At 38.6% G+C, this 17,053-nt stretch carries 16 protein-coding genes; 4 read left to right on the forward strand and 12 right to left on the reverse strand.

What is annotated here, in order from left to right; all coding sequences use genetic code 11:
* Positions 1-3 precede the first annotated feature (3 nt).
* Positions 4-1,137: an ATP-binding protein gene (locus ABD682_RS04215; RefSeq protein WP_344739334.1), complete on the forward strand. Its 1,134-nt coding sequence runs from the start codon at positions 4-6 to the stop codon at positions 1,135-1,137.
* 147 nt (positions 1,138-1,284) lie between these two features.
* Here the strand turns inward: ABD682_RS04215 and ABD682_RS04220 are convergent, their stop codons facing one another.
* The 3 genes from ABD682_RS04220 to amaB form a co-directional block, all read right to left on the reverse strand.
* Positions 1,285-2,475 carry a DUF1501 domain-containing protein gene (locus ABD682_RS04220; protein WP_344739336.1) on the reverse strand — a complete coding sequence of 397 codons (1,191 nt, stop codon included), beginning with the start codon at positions 2,473-2,475 and terminating at the stop codon, positions 1,285-1,287.
* 2 nt (positions 2,476-2,477) lie between these two features.
* Positions 2,478-3,857 (reverse strand): DUF1800 domain-containing protein, encoded by a 1,380-nt coding sequence (locus ABD682_RS04225; RefSeq protein ID WP_344739339.1) that lies wholly within the window; start codon positions 3,855-3,857, stop codon positions 2,478-2,480.
* A gap of 125 nt (positions 3,858-3,982) precedes the next feature.
* On the reverse strand, positions 3,983-5,536 hold the full coding sequence (amaB, locus tag ABD682_RS04230; RefSeq protein WP_344739341.1) for an L-piperidine-6-carboxylate dehydrogenase: 1,554 nt from the start codon (positions 5,534-5,536) through the stop codon (positions 3,983-3,985).
* Positions 5,537-5,657: 121 nt separating this feature from the next.
* Here amaB and ABD682_RS04235 point away from each other — a divergent pair, with 121 nt between their 5' ends.
* Positions 5,658-6,743, forward strand: coding sequence for an isoaspartyl peptidase/L-asparaginase family protein (locus ABD682_RS04235; protein WP_344739343.1), 1,086 nt, complete (start codon positions 5,658-5,660; stop codon positions 6,741-6,743).
* Between the two features lie 63 nt (positions 6,744-6,806).
* Positions 6,807-7,262: a hypothetical protein gene (locus ABD682_RS04240; RefSeq protein WP_344739345.1), complete on the forward strand. Its 456-nt coding sequence runs from the start codon at positions 6,807-6,809 to the stop codon at positions 7,260-7,262.
* A gap of 13 nt (positions 7,263-7,275) precedes the next feature.
* Here ABD682_RS04240 and ABD682_RS04245 read toward each other — a convergent pair whose 3' ends face one another.
* The 4 genes from ABD682_RS04245 to ABD682_RS04260 form a co-directional block, all read right to left on the reverse strand.
* Entirely contained in the window at positions 7,276-9,177 is a 1,902-nt protein-coding gene (locus ABD682_RS04245) for a T9SS type B sorting domain-containing protein (RefSeq protein WP_344739347.1), read from the reverse strand.
* A gap of 90 nt (positions 9,178-9,267) precedes the next feature.
* Positions 9,268-10,143 (reverse strand): endonuclease/exonuclease/phosphatase family protein, encoded by an 876-nt coding sequence (locus ABD682_RS04250; protein ID WP_344739349.1) that lies wholly within the window; start codon positions 10,141-10,143, stop codon positions 9,268-9,270.
* Positions 10,144-10,698, reverse strand: coding sequence for a YciI family protein (locus ABD682_RS04255; RefSeq protein WP_344739351.1), 555 nt, complete (start codon positions 10,696-10,698; stop codon positions 10,144-10,146).
* Between the two features lie 10 nt (positions 10,699-10,708).
* Positions 10,709-11,194, reverse strand: coding sequence for a CYTH domain-containing protein (locus ABD682_RS04260; RefSeq protein WP_344739353.1), 486 nt, complete (start codon positions 11,192-11,194; stop codon positions 10,709-10,711).
* A gap of 63 nt (positions 11,195-11,257) precedes the next feature.
* On the opposite strand from ABD682_RS04260, the gene dinB reads away from it, so the two are divergent.
* A complete protein-coding gene (dinB, locus tag ABD682_RS04265) occupies positions 11,258-12,355 on the forward strand; it encodes a DNA polymerase IV (protein ID WP_344739355.1) in 1,098 nt (365 codons plus the stop codon).
* 101 nt (positions 12,356-12,456) lie between these two features.
* Here the strand turns inward: dinB and pyk are convergent, their stop codons facing one another.
* The 5 genes from pyk to ABD682_RS04290 all read right to left on the reverse strand — a co-directional run bounded on the left by pyk (position 12,457) and on the right by ABD682_RS04290 (position 16,835).
* Positions 12,457-13,902: a pyruvate kinase gene (gene pyk / locus ABD682_RS04270; RefSeq protein WP_344739357.1), complete on the reverse strand. Its 1,446-nt coding sequence runs from the start codon at positions 13,900-13,902 to the stop codon at positions 12,457-12,459.
* Positions 13,902-14,384 carry an IPExxxVDY family protein gene (locus ABD682_RS04275; protein ID WP_344739359.1) on the reverse strand — a complete coding sequence of 161 codons (483 nt, stop codon included), beginning with the start codon at positions 14,382-14,384 and terminating at the stop codon, positions 13,902-13,904. Before ABD682_RS04275 ends, pyk begins: the two co-directional genes overlap by 1 nt.
* Positions 14,385-14,498: 114 nt before the next feature.
* A complete protein-coding gene (gene rnc / locus ABD682_RS04280; RefSeq protein ID WP_344739361.1) occupies positions 14,499-15,239 on the reverse strand; it encodes a ribonuclease III in 741 nt (246 codons plus the stop codon).
* 93 nt (positions 15,240-15,332) lie between these two features.
* Positions 15,333-16,583, reverse strand: coding sequence for a beta-ketoacyl-ACP synthase II (gene fabF / locus ABD682_RS04285; protein WP_344739363.1), 1,251 nt, complete (start codon positions 16,581-16,583; stop codon positions 15,333-15,335).
* A gap of 18 nt (positions 16,584-16,601) precedes the next feature.
* The gene (locus tag ABD682_RS04290; RefSeq protein ID WP_009778413.1) at positions 16,602-16,835 is read right to left on the reverse strand and encodes an acyl carrier protein; all 234 of its coding nucleotides are present in this window, start codon (positions 16,833-16,835) and stop codon (positions 16,602-16,604) included.
* Positions 16,836-17,053: the final 218 nt, after the last annotated feature.

The raw sequence follows: 17,053 nt of genomic DNA on the forward strand, positions 1-17,053 counted from the left end.
GTTATGATTAATAAACGCTTGCTCATAAAACACCTATTGGCTCACAATGATGAGAACAGTTTTTATGATAAAAAGCGTAAGATCGATATCAGTCATAAAGAAGGGAAAGCCAAATTTTTAAAACACATTTGTGCGCTTTCAAACAGTAATCCCAAGAATAATTCTTATATCGTTATTGGGGTGGAAGATGCCGATAATACCATTGTTGGTGTTGATTTCTTTGATGATAGTAAAATTCAAAATCTCATCAATGCCTATCTTACCAATCCGCCCATTGTGCAGTATGAGAATATTCCATTTCCTCATCTAACGGATTCTAAGGTTGTGGGTTTGGTAACCATTCGTCCTACCGGAAAATTAACTGCTTTGCGGAAGAATATCTGGAAGTATTATGGTGGTTCGGTGTTTTTTCGAGATGGTAGTATGAGCATGCCTAAAATTTTCGACATCGAAATCAAGGATATCAATTCAAGTATTGTTGCGGCCATAGAAAATAATGCTCAGAACAATATTGAACACACCCTGGATGGCGTATTTCATTTTATGAAGAATCGTCAGGATTTCAATGCCAGATACAAGGTGTTTAAAGAGTATTTTGTGGTTTGCTGGGCTGGTTTGAAAAAAGAGATTAAAGATGAGACCTTCTATTCAAGGGTTGATATTGAACTTATAAACGAACAGGTACGTTTGTTTTTTTCTTCTTTAGATGAAGTTTCAATTACCTACGATAATGACAGTTTTAAAATTGTTGAATATGTGAATCTGGGATTTCAGAACCGTGATAAGTATTACAAACTTGAGGAAACTTTAATTAAGTTTGAAGATAACGCACAGTATCATATCGATACGAAATTACTTTTCGAACCCCCGCAATACGACAAAAAAGTGCTGCATCATGTGTACAACGCCAATAATGCGCTTTTAGTTAAATTGAAAAAAGGGCTTTCTTTGACGGAACATGAAAAGCGAGATCTCAGAAATTTACCGGTTACCTATCTCATCTGTTATTTTAATTTATTCCACGAGGCCAAGGATAAATTTAATGAAGCCAAATATTACCTTAGAAATTATAGTGATGAAATGTATCATCTGTATCAGGAAGCCGCACGAATTCTACGAAAAGTGAAATACAGTTGATAATTATTTGTTAACCATAAATTAACTTTAATAATTTTCTGAAATTCAAAAAAGTAGTAAATTTGTTCTGCTATTAATCTTTTCTAGATATAAACCTTGTTTTTCGTTATTATTGATGTGAAGGCAGGGTTTTTTCTTTTTATTTCATCAAATAAAATTTAGTGGTTTAAAGGTGTTGTTCAACACTTTCGAAGGATCGACCTCAAGCCACTTATCCAATAGCGTAGCGTAAATATTTCTAAAATCAATTTCGAATTTAAGATCGCCATTTTCATCAAGCTCATTTAAATTGGGAGCACCATTGAATATACCTTGTTGCTTGAGATTTTCCCCAATAATAAAAATATTATTTGCCGTACCATGATCGGTACCCGTACTTGCATTTTGTTGTACACGACGTCCGAATTCTGAAAAGGTAAGTATCAATGTATCTTTAAATGTTCCGTTCATTTTAAGGTCGTCTACAAAGGCCATCACACTCTCGGAATATGTTTTAAGCAAACGATTTTGCCTGTTCTTTTGATTCGCATGGGTATCAAAACCATTTAAAGCCGTATAAAATACTCTGGTTTCTAAATTAGAATTGATGAATTGCGCCGTTGTTCTCAATTGTTTTGCAAAAGCATTGTTTGGATAGTCGTTATTGGCAGCAACCGTATTGCTGGTCTCGTAAATATATTTTGCTGAAGATTGGGCCGCGATCATTGTCTTGTACAGGTATCCCAGATTGTGTTCACTTAAATGAGCGTCTTCCTGTACGGCTTTTAAATGTTTAAAATAGGGATCTCGGGTAAGGTTAAACAAACTTTTAGGATTTTGAGTTGCAATGCCGTTTAAACCTTCACCCTTCATGGCAAGGGATAAACTGTCATCGATCTCAATGGCGTCATAAGGATGTTTTCCGTAGGCATCCAAAAAACGACCGATCCATCCGGTTTGTAAATACTTGTTGGCATCTGAGGCCGTTTGCCAAATATCCATCGATCTGAAATGAGACCGCACAGGATTTGGATAACCTACATTATTGATAATCGTTAAGTAGCCCTGATCATAAAGATTTTTTAAAGGCACCAGATTATGGTTTAACCCAATCTCGTCATTCAGAGATAATATCTGAGATTTCGGAATACCAAGTGTCGGACGATTTTTATAATACAGGTCATTTTGATAGGGGACCACAGTATTTAGTCCATCATTACCACCCGAAAGTTGTACAATGACCAACCTTTTATATCTCGAGGTTTTAGTGACTACGTCTTCAAAGGCTCTAATGAAACCGGGCACAAAAAAGAGGCTACTTGCGAGTGACGATTGTTTTAAAAATTTTCTTCGTTCCATAATTAACACATTTGATATTCGGGTAATGACATCAGCTGAATGCTGTATTCTTTTTTTGACACCTTTTCCAGACCTTCGATATACTGTTTGGTATCCGGATTCATAGCTCCGGCGAGAATATAATTTTGTAACTCATTGATAGATATACTATTAAAGTTTTTGGTAAAAGTTTCCCAATCGCAGTTAATGTCCATACGTTTACCAAATCCTTTTTTAAAGACATTTTTCTTAACATTTATCATGGTATCTTCTTCACCAACTTCCGCTTTCGAAATATAGGCATTGTTTAGCAACATGGAAGGTAATTTCAAACGAAGCACAATGGTATTGCTATCGATCCAGTTCCTTCCGCCTTTCCAGCCGGCCACATTAGGAGGATCTAATAATATTTGTCCCAATTGTTTTTGAATATAAAGCAATTGCCGTGGTTTACTAAACTGAATAGGCACCAAACGGTTCATGCCAACCATAAATTCTATTGGAGACTTGATTTTAGACCCAATATGCTTTGCATCATAAAACCAATCCGAATTGAAAATAAAATGCATCAAATTGGCAATGTTATAATCCTTGTAGAATACCCTGGTCATGGCTTCAACATGATTTTCATCAATACTATCGTTTACAAAATATTTGTATATTTTTTTCGAGATGAACCGGGCACATTGCTCTTGTTCCAGAATGATATCGACAATATCTTCACCATTGAAATTTCCTGTTTTTCCAAAAAAGGTTTTTTCGCCCTGATCATGCTGAAATCTACGAAGCACAAAATCGCCCTTTAAATTATGACTATATCCCGTGAAGGCACGGGCACTTTCTTTGATATCTTGTTCGGTATAATGACCTTCACCTAAAGTGAATAATTCCATAAGTTCCCTGGCGAAATTCTCATTGGGTTTTTGTTTTTTGTTTTGCTGGGTATTTAAATACTTGGTCATCGCTGCCTCTTTTGAGATGGCATTTACAAAAGCTCGAAAATCACCTAAAGCATGTTGTCGCAAGGTGTTGTTATAGCGTTGCATGTATGCAACATTATTGTCTCTGCATACAAAAACATTGGCCCAGAAGAGGGTCATTTTTTCACGTAAAACAGCATCAGTTGTACCTAGGCGATGTATCCATGCAGCATTGAGTTCTATTAATTTTTTCCGACTGTACTGTTGAATTTTCTTTTTCTCATCATCTGAAAGCTTTCCTTTGTTCGTCAATAAATGATCAATTTCAGAGGTATCAATTCTTAAAGGGGAATCATTTTTCGATTTAAAAAAGAGATCGTTTAAAACGGCCTTTTTTGATTTCTTCTGAAGATCATGTAGAGGTTTTGGTAAAATTCCGAAGCCGGCACGCCAGTATAAATGTTGGATTTCTTGTGGTTTCATAGTCTGAAGTTTCAAAACAGGATATTCATAAGACCGGATTTTAAAGTGAAGGTTTAATATTAAAGCATAAAAAAACCGCTTCTTAAGACAGAAACGGTTTTAAAGTTCGGTTTATTTTTATCGATTTACAAATCGAATTTGATTCCTTGTGCTAAAGGTAATTCGGTTGTGTAATTGATGGTATTCGTTTGACGACGCATGTAAACCTTCCAGGCATCAGACCCTGATTCACGTCCGCCACCGGTTTCTTTTTCACCACCAAAAGCGCCTCCAATTTCAGCACCGGAAGTTCCAATATTTACATTAGCAATACCACAATCTGATCCCGCTACTGATAAAAAGCGCTCAGCTTCACGTAGATTGTTGGTCATAATGGCTGATGACAATCCTTGCTTCACGCCATTTTGAATTTCAATAGCATTTTCTACATCACCCGAATATTTTAGTAGGTATAAAACCGGTGCAAATGTTTCATGTTGAATGATCTCAAAATCCGGTTCTCCTTCAGCAATGGCAGGTTTTACATAGCAACCACTTTCATACCCTTCACCTTCAAGAACACCACCTTCCACAACAATATTACCACCTTCTTCAACCACTTTTTTCAAAGCGTTCTGATAGAGTTTCACGGCATCTTTGTCGATAAGCGGACCAACATGATTGTTTTCATCTAAAGGATTTCCAATACGTAATTGCTTGTAAGCAGCCACAATGGCGTCTTTTACTTTGTCATAGATCGATTCGTGAATAATCAATCGTCGTGTACTTGTACAACGTTGCCCGGCGGTTCCTACGGCACCAAAAACAGCACCGATAACGGTCATTTTTATATCGGCATCGGGAGTTACAATAATGGCATTATTTCCACCGAGCTCCAAGAGACTTTTACCCAGTCTTGCGGCTACGGCTTGCGCCACGATTTTACCCATTCGGATAGATCCTGTTGCAGAAACTAAAGGCACACGGCTATCGTGTGTCATGAGTTCACCCACTTTATAATCGCCGTTGATCAGGCACGAAATTCCTTCGGGTAAATTATTTTCCGCAAAAACTTCTGCTGCAATATGCTGACAAGCGATACCACATAATGGTGTTTTTTCACTAGGTTTCCAGATACAAACATCACCACAAACCCAGGCTAGAGCTGTATTCCAGGACCATACGGCTACCGGGAAATTGAAGGCAGAAATAATTCCTACGATTCCCAGAGGATGATATTGCTCGTACATACGGTGTCCGGGACGCTCACTATGCATGGTTAAACCGTGCAATTGTCGTGATAATCCAACCGCAAAATCGCAGATATCAATCATTTCCTGAACCTCGCCTAAACCTTCCTGATAACTTTTACCCATTTCATAGGATACCAAAGTTCCTAAAGCTTCTTTCTTTTCACGAAGTTTTTCATTAAACTGACGTACAATTTCTCCACGTTGTGGGGCGGGCATGGTGCGCCAGGTTTTAAAGGCGTCCTGAGCCGTTTCAACAACCTTTTCATAATCTGCTTTTGTTGTACTTTTTATTTTGGCAATAAGCTCCCCATCTACCGGAGAATAACATTCAATAAGTTCCCCGCTGGAAAAGCTATTCAAACCCGTTGAGGTACCGTCGTTCACAGGGTTTATGCCCAATGTTTCGAGTGCTTTATTTATACCAAAATCTGTTGCTACAGTTTGCATGTTTTTTATTGATTTATTGATTAAAAAGAATTTATTTGCGAATATACCAATTCTAAGTCGTTTTAGTGAATTTTTGATAATGATAAATTAGTTATCTTTAGCCCTCTAACAACTACAAATTATGAAATACTCCTTACTACTATCGCTATCATTTTTATTGATTTTTAGCTGCAATAATCTTAAAGAAGATTCTGAGAAAACTCCAGATCATTCCATATCAACTGAAATGGCTGATGATGCTATGGCCAGCACATCAGAAACACCTCAGTTTTCCATTGTGATCCATGGTGGTGCCGGAACAATTTTAAAAGAAAATATGACCCCTGAGAAAGAAGCGGCTTATCGTCAAAAGTTAGAAGAAGCTATTCGTGTTGGTTATAATATTCTAAAGGATGGCGGAAGCAGTTTGGACGCCGTGCAAAAAACAATAAATGTGATGGAGGATTCGCCGTTGTTCAATTCCGGAAAAGGAGCTGTATTCACCCATGAAGGTTACAATGAGCATGATGCTTCCATTATGGATGGAAAAACTTTGAATGCCGGAGCTTCGGCGGGAACGCGTATCGTTCGGAATCCTATTAACCTGGCTCGAGCCGTGATGGAAGACTCGCCGCACGTGATGCTCTCAGGTCGAGGCGCTGAAGAATTTGCTAAAGAGGAAGGTCTAACCATTGTGGATCCCAGCTACTTTTTTACAGAAAGTCGTATGGAAACCTTAAAGCGTGTTATGGAGTCTGAAAACCAAAAAAATAAGGTTTCTGCCTTTTATGATGAAAATATAAAAGACTCCAAGTATGGAACTGTAGGTTGTGTTGCTCTGGATAAAAACGGAAACATTGCTGCCGGAACCTCTACGGGAGGTATGACCAACAAGCGTTGGGGGCGTATCGGGGACTCACCTATTATCGGCGCCGGAACTTATGCCAACAATAAAACCTGTGGCGTTTCAAGCACGGGCTGGGGTGAGTATTTTATTCGTGGTGTTGTAGCCTATGATATTTCAGCATTAATGGAATATAAAGGCTTAAGTTTGAAAGAAGCTACGCATGAAGTCATTCAAAATAAACTAACCCAAATGGGTGGTGATGGCGGCATTATTGCTTTGGATCATGATGGTCATGTTTCGATGGAATTCAATACGCCTGGCATGTACCGCGCCACTATGAATGCGAATGGCGATTTGTACGTGGGCCTCTATAAAGACTAAATAAGACATCTTTTTTTTGAGCAACCTTTTTGTAATCCGGGCATCTTCATAAAAACAAATCTTATGAAATACTGGCTGCCTGCTCTATGTTTATTACTTTTATGTTCTTGTGATAAGCCTAAAGATCCGGAGGTGGATTGTTCGCTTTACGACCCTTTTTTTAGTAACTTATTAATAGAATTAGTCGATGATCAGGGAGAAAATCTGATCGAGAATAATACTTACCCGGCTGATGAAATCACCATAAATTATAAGGGCAACATAAGTACAAATGTGGTTTTTAATGATGTTCCCGGTTTAGAAAATCTTATCAGTATGAACCTTTTTGGTGATGCCGGAGAAAACACGTTTATTTTGAATTTGTCTGATACTGTTTCAGATACCTTAGTATTAAATCTTAGTATTGATATTCCTGTTTGTAATATTCCCTTGTATACTTTAAATACAGCTACCTACAATGGAGAAGTTCAAAGTATAATAACTGAAAATGGAACGTACAGAATTACAGTTGTTAAATAATGTCGATTCATTATTAATATTTTAAAGAAAAATTCCCTTTAAAGGTCTGCCCTTCTATAGTAATAACGTACCAGTAATCATTAGCTGGTAGGCGTTTTCCTTTGTATAACCCATTCCATTGGAAGGGTTGATTACTCGAAAATTTCAGGAGTTTTCCGTACCGATCGTAAATAGCTACTTGCGATGAGCTGTAAAATTCTATTCCTGATAAATCAAACGTATCATGAATGCCGTCGCCATTCGGGGTAAAATATTTAGGAATATAAAAGTGTAGATAGTTTTTAGCGATCAATTGCTGGCAATCCCGGTGTTTCACATATATGGTATACATGCCTCCATCAATATTTTTGAAAACATTATCTTGTTGAAAAATATGGCCATCCAAAGAATATAAGAAAGGTCCGGAATTAGCCGTTTCCACAACAATATCGTTTCCGTCGGAATAAATGCTGTCGATTATTGGATTATCAATTTGTTCCACCGTGATTGTTTTTACACTGGAACAGTTGGCTGAAAAAGCTTCAACGGTGTAAACGCCAGGAGTAAAAACCTGAATTTGCTTGGTGTTCTCACCCGTGCTCCATAAATAGGAATCAACAATGCTGGCATTTTGAACATTGGCCTCGAGCATCACTGAGGTATTCTCACAAAAAGTGAGCTGTTCATCGGTCATCATAGGAATGGGATCATAAGTCATTTTTACCGCAGTTCTGGACTGAGACAAGCAACCGGCATTTATCGTTTGCGCTTCTGCATAATAGGTGCCGCTCTGTGATGGTTTGTAGGTATTACTATCCGCTTGAAGTAAATTACCACCGCTGGCTTGATCATACCAATTCACAAGAACACCGTTTGGGACGGTTACAGATAGCGGGGTAGGATCATTTTCACAAATGTTCAAATCGCCATTACTTGCGGGTGGACTAGGAAAGTTAACAACACGAAATTCATAAACATCAGAAAAGGAATTACACAAACCGTTGTTGAGGTTTACAGCATCTTCGGCAACTTTTACCCTAAAATATGTTGTCGTGTTTATAAGAGATGCATCGTAAGTATCGCTTGTCTCACCGGGAATATCGGTCCAGTTAGAACCATCATTACTTTGTTGCCATTGATAATAATGCGTTGAAAAAACACTATTATCGGGAATAGCCGTCAATTGTTTAGAATATGGTACTTCATCTTCGCAAATGGAAATCTCAGTGGCTGTTTGCTCGTCTTCAACTACGGTACGATCTCCACAGGATTTAAAAACAATATCATCCAAAGCCAGATCATTACCACAACCTCCGGGGCCGTTATTTCGCATTTTTAAAATAACTTCGCTTTGTCCCGGGAGCGTTTGAAAAACTAATGCATATTGTTGCCAGTTAGGGGAGTTGGTCCCTTGAATATTACCTGTGTTTCCGGAAGCTAAAAGCGTTGCATCGGTTTTATCCCAGATCTCAAATTGTACGTTTATCGGGATGCCCTGTCCACCACAGCCGCTTGCAGGTAACAGATTGATCATCCAGGATGAAAACTCATAGCTTGTATTTTCACATAACCCACTTATGGTTGTTCTGTAGAATTCGCCAGCCGTGAAATCGGCATTGATAATCAAACATTTTCCATTGGTATCACCAGGCGTATGATCTTGTATATTAAACCAATCAAAGTAATTGGTTCTACTGGAAACAGTGTAATAACCATCGTTTGGTTCTCCTGTAGTGTAGATATAACTAGTGGTTCCTGCCGGTAAAGCATTAGGTGAAGTTCCTACTCCAAAATCTTCAATAAAAATAGGGTCTCCCGAATTTCCGGTACAAAAACCTAATTGCGCCCGAACCGAAAATGCGGTTAAAAAGCACAGAAATAACAGAAGATTTTGGGCTAGCGTTTTTATGGTATTTCGGATTTTAAGGATCTCCAAAATGAATCTAATTCTTAGCGATATTAATGAAAAGTTTTTGAACTACACACAAACTTCACAAAAAACGGGTTGAAGTGCGTAAATTGAAAGTTAATTGGTTTTAATATAGGCTTTTATCATGGTGTGATCACTCTTATCCGTATTGGTTTTTTCAGCTTTATACATGGTCATATCGTTTGACGCCCAGATATGATCCAGAGATAATAAAGGCAGGTTCCAAAACCAGGTTTCTCGGAAGCCGTTTCCTTTTTTGGTCAGGGCATCATAAAAATGCGATTTTATGTATTTGAAAAGAATGGATTCATAAGGCAAATTAAAATCACCAATGATCATGGTGTTTTGAGTTTCTTTGATTTGCTTATCTAAAAAAGCGAATTCCCAGGATCGTGGTACATCCGTACTTCCTTGCATATCTACAGCGTAAAAATTGATATTATCAACTTGAAATTGCACCACAGCGGAATGGAATTTCGACATGTTTTCCTTTTTAATTTGGATGGGTTTTTTTGAAAACAGTTCCAAACCTCCGGCGGTGTTATAAAAGTAGTAATCAGGATATTTTGCCTGTAAACTATCAAAATTGTTACCTGAAGTTTCTGTTAAAACCATGAGATCCGGTAGACCGCCATTAAGTTTGAATGCCGATTCAAAACCATTATCCCGGGATGCATTCCAGAAAACTACTTCCAAAACATGATTTTTAGGTACTTCAGTAAAATTTAAGTTAAAACTTTTTCCCAACCAGACAAGCGTTAGAATACCTGCTAGAATAAGATTGTATCTGCGGTACTTACCCAATAAAATAGAAAGCCCTAATATAATTACAATAATAACTGGAAGAGGTAAGGTGTAAAACCATAAAGAGGCATGAAATGTACGATCCTTAATAATGAAATGTATGCTTAATAATGTGAGGATTATCAGAACATTAAAAAGGCGGTAGGTGATTTTAAGGACCTTGAACATTTAACGTAACGAATAGCCTTTGGCAGCCCACCAGGGATGAATTTCTATTTCTAATCGGCCGGCTTTAACCATGGGGTCGGCATTGGCTAAACTATCAGCCATTTTCTGAGTGGGGACATTGTAAATAGTAATGCCTCGAATATTCCCATTATCTCCAAAAGGTCCTGAAATATCAGCATAGCCGAGTTCATACATTTTACTTAGGTGTGCCAAATGGGCGTTTTGCAGATCCTCAGCTTCTTCCTCATTTTGTCCGCGTATTGGTCCTGTTTTTAAAAAGGCTATAAAATATTGTTGCATGAGTATGGTGTCTTTGGTTTTGGGGTCTTCGTAATCGAAGGTTTTGTAACCTTGAGACTCCAGTTCAGCCTTCAAGGCTTTCCTGCTTTTTTTTACAGGAACTTCAACTTCGGTAGGCAGGGTGTCTTTCACTTCAACGACAGTGGAATCAGAGTCTGTTGGCATGGTCTCTTCCATCTGATCAGTGGATTTGGAATCGCTCTTACAGGAAAAGAATATGACCACAATACTACATAAGATGATTAATTTTTTCATGGGTTTTGATCTAAGATTTGTTTGTTGATTTCCAGGTTTTATATGGATGAATGCTCAATTCCGAATTATAATATTTTGGATCGCCGGTAACTTCTTTCCCCAACCAGTCGGGTTTCTCAAAATTCTCCTCTACAGCGTTCAGTTCTATCTCCGCTACAATTAAACCGTCATTGGCATTAAAGAACTCATCTACTTCGTAAATATGATTGCCTGATTTTATTTCGTACCGTATTTTTTCAATCGGGGTGTCTTCGCATAATAAAATTAAGGCTTCAGCATCCTTTCGTGGAATTTCCTTTTCCCATTCAAAACGCTGAATCCCCTTGTTATAGGTTGGTCCTTTAACGGTGATAAAAGCTTTTTCTTCATTAATGCGTATGCGTACGGAGCGATCTTTATCACTGTTCAAATAGCCTTGCTGAATTTTGGTTTTTTTAAAAGCCTCGTTCTTAAAGGCTTCAGAGTTCACCAAGAATTTGCGTTCAATCTCGATCATTTTTCAACTTATTTTGGTTTAGATATCTAAACGATAGAACCAATTATTGTCTAAATTTACAGTATGTCGGCCGATTTACCAATAAGAAAAATAATTCATGTGGATATGGATGCCTTTTATGCCTCTGTTGAGCAACTGGATCATCCCGAATTAAAAGGCAAACCTATTGCTGTTGGCGGTGGTGGAAAACGAGGCGTTGTAAGTGCGGCGAGTTATGAAGCTCGAAAATTTGGGGTGAAAAGTGCCATGGCCGGAAATCTAGCTGCGAAACTTTGTCCGGAGTTAATTTTTGTGAAACCTCGTTTTGAACGCTATGGAGAAATCTCTAAAAAGATCAGGAAAATATTTTTTGAGTATACAGACCTGGTGGAACCTTTGTCGCTGGATGAGGCTTACCTGGATGTTACGGAGAATAAAAAGGGAAATCCCAGTGCTTCCTTAATTGCACAAGATATTCGGGAACGTATTTTTACGGAGTTGGGTTTAACGGCTTCTGCAGGAATTTCTATCAATAAATTTATTGCGAAAGTGGCCAGCGATTACAATAAACCAAACGGACAAAAAACGGTGAATCCTGAGGAGGTCTTACCTTTTTTGGAGGAACTCGATATTCGTAAATTTTATGGCGTTGGTAAAGTGACTGCGGAAAAAATGTATCAGCTCGGTATTTTTACCGGAGCCGATCTCAAGCAAAAATCACTGGAATTTTTGGAGGAGCATTTTGGTAAATCGGGAGCGTATTATTACGAGGTTGTTCGTGGGATACATCGAAGTGAGGTGAAACCCAATCGGATTCGGAAAAGTCTGGCGGCAGAGCGTACGTTTAGTGAAAATCTGTCGAGTGAGGTGTTTATGTTGGAAAAACTCGATCATATTGCTGATGAAGTAGCTCGCCGTTTGGCGAAAAGTAAAGTTAGTGGAAAAACCGTGACCTTGAAGATCAAATACAGTGATTTTACGCTTCAGACCCGTAGTAAAACTTTACCTTATTTTATTAGTGAAAAAGCATTGATCCTTGAAACTACCAAGGAATTGTTGTATCAGGAAAAATTACAGAATTCGGTGCGTTTATTGGGAATTTCCTTATCGAATTTAAACACGGAAACTGAGAAAAAACCGGAAGCCAAAACGGTAAGTGTTCAGCTTAAATTTGAATTCTAAAGCCGCGTTAGCGATTGAAGCAAACTACCGTGTAGTGCGGAAAGCGCGACGCTTACCCCGCCCTAATAGCGGGGTAAGGGTAACGCCCAAAATATTTTTATTTAACTGAGCTTTCCTGTAGTGATCTCGGTAACACGTAAGGTGTTTACCATACCTTTTTCCTGGATTGGCATGGCGGCGAGACTGATAACCATGTCTCCTTCTTCGAGGTAGCCTTGTTGGCAGGCGATGGCATTTACGTCCTCAATGGTTTCGTCGGTACTTACGAACTTGTCGTAATAGAACGCCCGCACACCCCAAAGTAAACTTAAACGGGTGAGAATGCGGCGGTTTGAGGTGAATACCAGAATGTGACACGACGGACGCCAGGCTGAGATTTGGAATGCTGTATACCCACTGTTTGTTAGTGTTGAAATGGCTTGTGCATCGATCTCGTTGGCCATGTTGGCTGCGTGGTAGCAAATGGATTTTGTTATGTAACGATTTGTTCGAATGTGCGGTGGTAATTGCGGAACTTTAATAAGCTCAGAGTCTTCCACTTTTTTCAAAATATCAGACATCTGTTTGATCACTTCTACCGGATATTTTCCTACTGAGGTTTCACCGGAAAGCATTACGGCATCGGCGCCGTCCATTACAGAGTTCGCAACATCGTTAACTTCAGCACGGGTTGGTGTAAGGCTGGAGATCATGGTTTCCATCATTTGTGTGGCGATGATTACCGGAATACGTGCTTTTTTAGCTCGTAATACCAATTGCTTTTGGATTAACGGTACTTCTTCGGCCGGAACTTCCACTCCCAGATCACCTCGTGCTACCATGATACCATCGCAGTGCGTTACTATCTTGTCGATGTTTTCTACACCTTCAGGTTTTTCGATCTTGGCAATGATCGGGATTTTATGGTCGCTGTGTTTGTTTATCAAATCGCGCAGTTGCATGAGGTCTTCGGCATGACGCACGAAAGATAGAGCGATCCAATCCACATCCTGCTTAATGGCAAATTCGGCATCTTCGATATCCTTTTCAGTAAGTGCAGGTTGTGAAATATTAGTGTTTGGCAGGTTTACGCCTTTTTTAGATTTTAAAGGGCCACCCTGAATGACTTTGGCTTTAACTTCAGATTTTTTATCGGATGAAACGACTTCGAAAATGAGTTTTCCGTCGTCCAGAAGAATGCGTTCTCCCGGCTTACAATCCTGAGGAAAACGATCGTAGGTCATATACACGCGTTCTTTGGTGCCTTCAAAACGTTCGCCGGTAGCGAAAATAATTTCATCACCCGGATTAACAACCACTTCCTCTTTCATGACCCCAACACGCAGTTTTGGACCTTGAAGGTCTGCAAGAATGGCTGCGGTAAATCCGAATTCGTCGTTGAGTTCGCGAATCATTTTTATGCGCGCTGAAACATCCTTATAATCGGCGTGCGAGAAATTAATTCGAAATACATTAACCCCGGCTTCAAGCATGCCTTTGAGTACTTCTTTAGTACTGGTAGCGGGTCCGAGCGTGGCTACTATTTTGGTTTTTTTTCTTTTTGGCATTAGTTAAATATTAAGTTGTCTTTCGATTTTATAGCACTACTGTTTATGCTATAGGCCGTTACAATTTGCGGAATACTTAAAATTTGATTCAAAATATACTTTTCTTTGCTGAAACTAAATTCGTTCTCAATTTTTAAGAGGTAATTTACCTGCCTGTATTCCGGCAATAAAAACGCGGTCTTTGTTATGGTATCCTGAGTATTGAACAGGGAGTTTTGAACTGTTGTTTGAAGGCTATCTACCTTACAAATATTAGAAACCAAATTCCAGCTTACGCGTTGTTTGGTATCGTTCCATTCAAATATCGGATAGCGAGTGCGACCATTAAAATCGATATCAGTTGGTTTTCGTTTTAAATGTATGTTTAAATTTTTGTTTAACAAGTAAGCAACGCGATAATCTTCTAAAGAGCAATGGATGGCTAATAAAGTGTATGACACTTCATCCAAAACATCATCCAAAGCAAGTTTATGTATTGCCATAACTTATTTTAACGTTGTAAATATAATATTTCTGTAGCTTACTTAAGATATCTTTCGTGTATTCTTGGAGCTTTAATCAACTAAAACGTTGTAGTGAAAGCCACAAAAAGAAGCTTATAACATTTGAGATATTTTGTTCTGAAAGGCAAAGAAGGCACGTTTAGATGCTTTTTCTTCAGCTTTTTTCTTAGAAGTTGCCCGGGCTTTTGATATGACCTTCCCATCAATGGAAAGTTTCACAGAGAAATGACGAACCTCATCGTTTCCGGTATCTTCGTATACATTGTAGTCGAAGGTTTTCTTTTCTTTTTGGCACCATTCAATCAGCAAACTTTTATAACTGATCACTTTTCCTTCTAAGGTTTCAATATCCACATAAGGAAGAATGACGCGTTTGTAAATAAATTTTTCGCAATGTTTATAACCGCGGTCTAAAAATATGGCGCCAACCAGAGCCTCGAAGAGATTGCCGTGAATATTATCGCCAAATTGTCCGGCAGGAATTTTACTTTTCACCATTTGAATGAGATTGAGCTCTTTTCCGAGTTCGTTCAAATGTTCGCGACTTACAACTTTCGAACGCATTTTGGTAAGGTAACCTTCATCGCCATCGGGAGCTTCCAAATAAAGGTGCGAGGCAATTACGGCACTCAGCATGGCATCCCCTAAAAATTCTAAACGCTCGTAGTTAATGGCGTTACCACCTTCATCTTTAAGATTCATAGATCGGTGGGTAAACGCCTTGTCGTAGACCTTTATATTTCTCGGTTTAAAGCCCAGGATCTTTCGTAAAGTCATAAAAAAATTCCCGTTACGTTTGGAACGGGAATTTAATATGTTTCGAATGCTTTTCATCTGAGGAGTAAATGTATTAATTTATTGTCAGATGAGGTAAACCAGAGGTATCTTTCATAAAGTAAAAAATATTTTGGCCTATTGCATTACAATTTAATCTACTTTTTTAAATAATACACAGGCATTGTGACCGCCAAAACCAAATGTATTACTCATTGCTACATGAACGTCGCGCTTTTGAGCTTTGTTTAACGTTAAATTCAATGATGGATCAATGTTCTCATCTACAGTGGTGTGGTTAATGGTTGGCGGTACCATACCATATTCCATAGCCATTATTGTAGAAATAGCTTCTATAGCTCCGGCAGCACCAAGAAGGTGACCGGTCATTGATTTTGTTGAATTAATATTAATGTTCTTAGCGTGACTTCCAAATACGTCTGAAATTGCTTTAAGCTCAGCCACGTCACCAAGCGGTGTTGAAGTACCATGTGTATTAATATGGTCTACATCTTCGGGCTTAAGGCCGGCATTTTCCAAACAATTTTTCATTACGGCGATAACACCGATGCCATCCGGATGAGGTGCTGTCATATGATAAGCATCAGAAGATAAACCACCTCCTAAGAACTCGGCATAAATTTTAGCACCGCGGGCTTTTGCATGCTCGTACTCTTCAAGAACAAGAGCTCCGGCTCCTTCACCTAGAACAAATCCATCACGCGTAGCGTCAAATGGACGAGAGGCTGTTTCCGGACTTTCGTTTCTTGTAGAGAGGGCGTGCATGGCATTAAAACCACCCATACCGGCTATGGTTACTGCAGCTTCGCTTCCTCCGGTAACAACCACGTCGCAATGACCCAAACGAATTTGGTTAAGTGCATCGAACATAGCGTTTGCCGAGGAGGCACAGGCAGAAACCGTTGTGTAATTTGGTCCCATAAAACCGTGTTTTATGGAAATGTTTGCTGGTGCAATATCAGCAATCATTTTAGGAATAAAGAAAGGGTTGAATCGCGGTGTTCCATCACCTGAAGCGAAGTTTAAAACTTCATCTTGGAAGGTTTCAAGTCCCCCGATTCCGGCACCCCATATAACACCAACACGCAATTTGTTTACCACGTTAAGATCAAGTTTGGCATCTGCAATAGCTTCATCAGAAGCGACCATGGCATATTGTGCAAACCTATCCATTTTACGGGCTTCCTTGCGATCAAGGAAATCAGTTGCGTTAAAGTTTTTCAGCTCGCAAGCGAACTTTGTTTTAAACTTTTCGGTATCAAAATATGTTATAGGCGCAGCACCACTTTTTCCACTAACCAGCCCTTCCCAATACTCATCCTTGGTATTGCCAATTGGTGTTAAAGCCCCTAATCCTGTGACTACAACTCGCTTTAATTCCATAAAGTGTTTGTGCTTTTCTTATTTTGCTTCTTCTATATAAGATATAGCTTGACCAACTGTTGCAATGTTCTCAGCTTGATCGTCTGGAATCTGGATATCGAATTCTTTTTCGAATTCCATTATTAATTCCACAGTGTCTAAAGAGTCTGCTCCCAGATCGTTAGTGAAGCTTGCCTCAGCAACAACTTCGTTTTCATCAACGCCTAGTTTGTCTACGATAATCGCTTTTACTCTTGATGCAATGTCTGACATAATCTTTTTAATTTAAGGTTTTAATTAGTTGGCAAAAATAAAAAACTTTATTTTAAATCAACGGAATAGTTAAAAAATGTGTTTGTAATTTACTAAAATTACTTTTAAGTATTTCTAATTTTGCCTGTAATTGTTAATAATTATTCTTTTTTTTGTTTGATTATAATGAAAAAGTAAGCCTCAAAAATCAATATTTACAGACTGCCTTTTTTAAATTT

This window comes from Gaetbulibacter aestuarii (assembly GCF_039537665.1).
GTDB lineage: Bacteria > Bacteroidota > Bacteroidia > Flavobacteriales > Flavobacteriaceae > Gaetbulibacter_A > Gaetbulibacter_A aestuarii.

Excerpts from the sequence above, each read along its gene's own strand:
- ABD682_RS04215 (WP_344739334.1), top strand. The coding sequence starts at position 4 with ATGATTAATAAACGCTTGCTCATAAAACACCTATTGGCTCACAATGAT.
- ABD682_RS04220 (WP_344739336.1), bottom strand. The coding sequence starts at position 2,475 with ATGGAACGAAGAAAATTTTTAAAACAATCGTCACTCGCAAGTAGCCTC.
- ABD682_RS04225 (WP_344739339.1), bottom strand. The coding sequence starts at position 3,857 with ATGAAACCACAAGAAATCCAACATTTATACTGGCGTGCCGGCTTCGGA.
- amaB (WP_344739341.1), bottom strand. The coding sequence starts at position 5,536 with ATGCAAACTGTAGCAACAGATTTTGGTATAAATAAAGCACTCGAAACA.
- ABD682_RS04235 (WP_344739343.1), top strand. The coding sequence starts at position 5,658 with ATGAAATACTCCTTACTACTATCGCTATCATTTTTATTGATTTTTAGC.
- ABD682_RS04240 (WP_344739345.1), top strand. The coding sequence starts at position 6,807 with ATGAAATACTGGCTGCCTGCTCTATGTTTATTACTTTTATGTTCTTGT.
- ABD682_RS04250 (WP_344739349.1), bottom strand. The coding sequence starts at position 10,143 with ATGTTCAAGGTCCTTAAAATCACCTACCGCCTTTTTAATGTTCTGATA.
- ABD682_RS04255 (WP_344739351.1), bottom strand. The coding sequence starts at position 10,698 with ATGAAAAAATTAATCATCTTATGTAGTATTGTGGTCATATTCTTTTCC.
- ABD682_RS04260 (WP_344739353.1), bottom strand. The coding sequence starts at position 11,194 with ATGATCGAGATTGAACGCAAATTCTTGGTGAACTCTGAAGCCTTTAAG.
- dinB (WP_344739355.1), top strand. The coding sequence starts at position 11,258 with ATGTCGGCCGATTTACCAATAAGAAAAATAATTCATGTGGATATGGAT.
- pyk (WP_344739357.1), bottom strand. The coding sequence starts at position 13,902 with ATGCCAAAAAGAAAAAAAACCAAAATAGTAGCCACGCTCGGACCCGCT.
- ABD682_RS04275 (WP_344739359.1), bottom strand. The coding sequence starts at position 14,384 with ATGGCAATACATAAACTTGCTTTGGATGATGTTTTGGATGAAGTGTCA.
- rnc (WP_344739361.1), bottom strand. The coding sequence starts at position 15,239 with ATGAAAAGCATTCGAAACATATTAAATTCCCGTTCCAAACGTAACGGG.
- fabF (WP_344739363.1), bottom strand. The coding sequence starts at position 16,583 with ATGGAATTAAAGCGAGTTGTAGTCACAGGATTAGGGGCTTTAACACCA.
- ABD682_RS04290 (WP_009778413.1), bottom strand. The coding sequence starts at position 16,835 with ATGTCAGACATTGCATCAAGAGTAAAAGCGATTATCGTAGACAAACTA.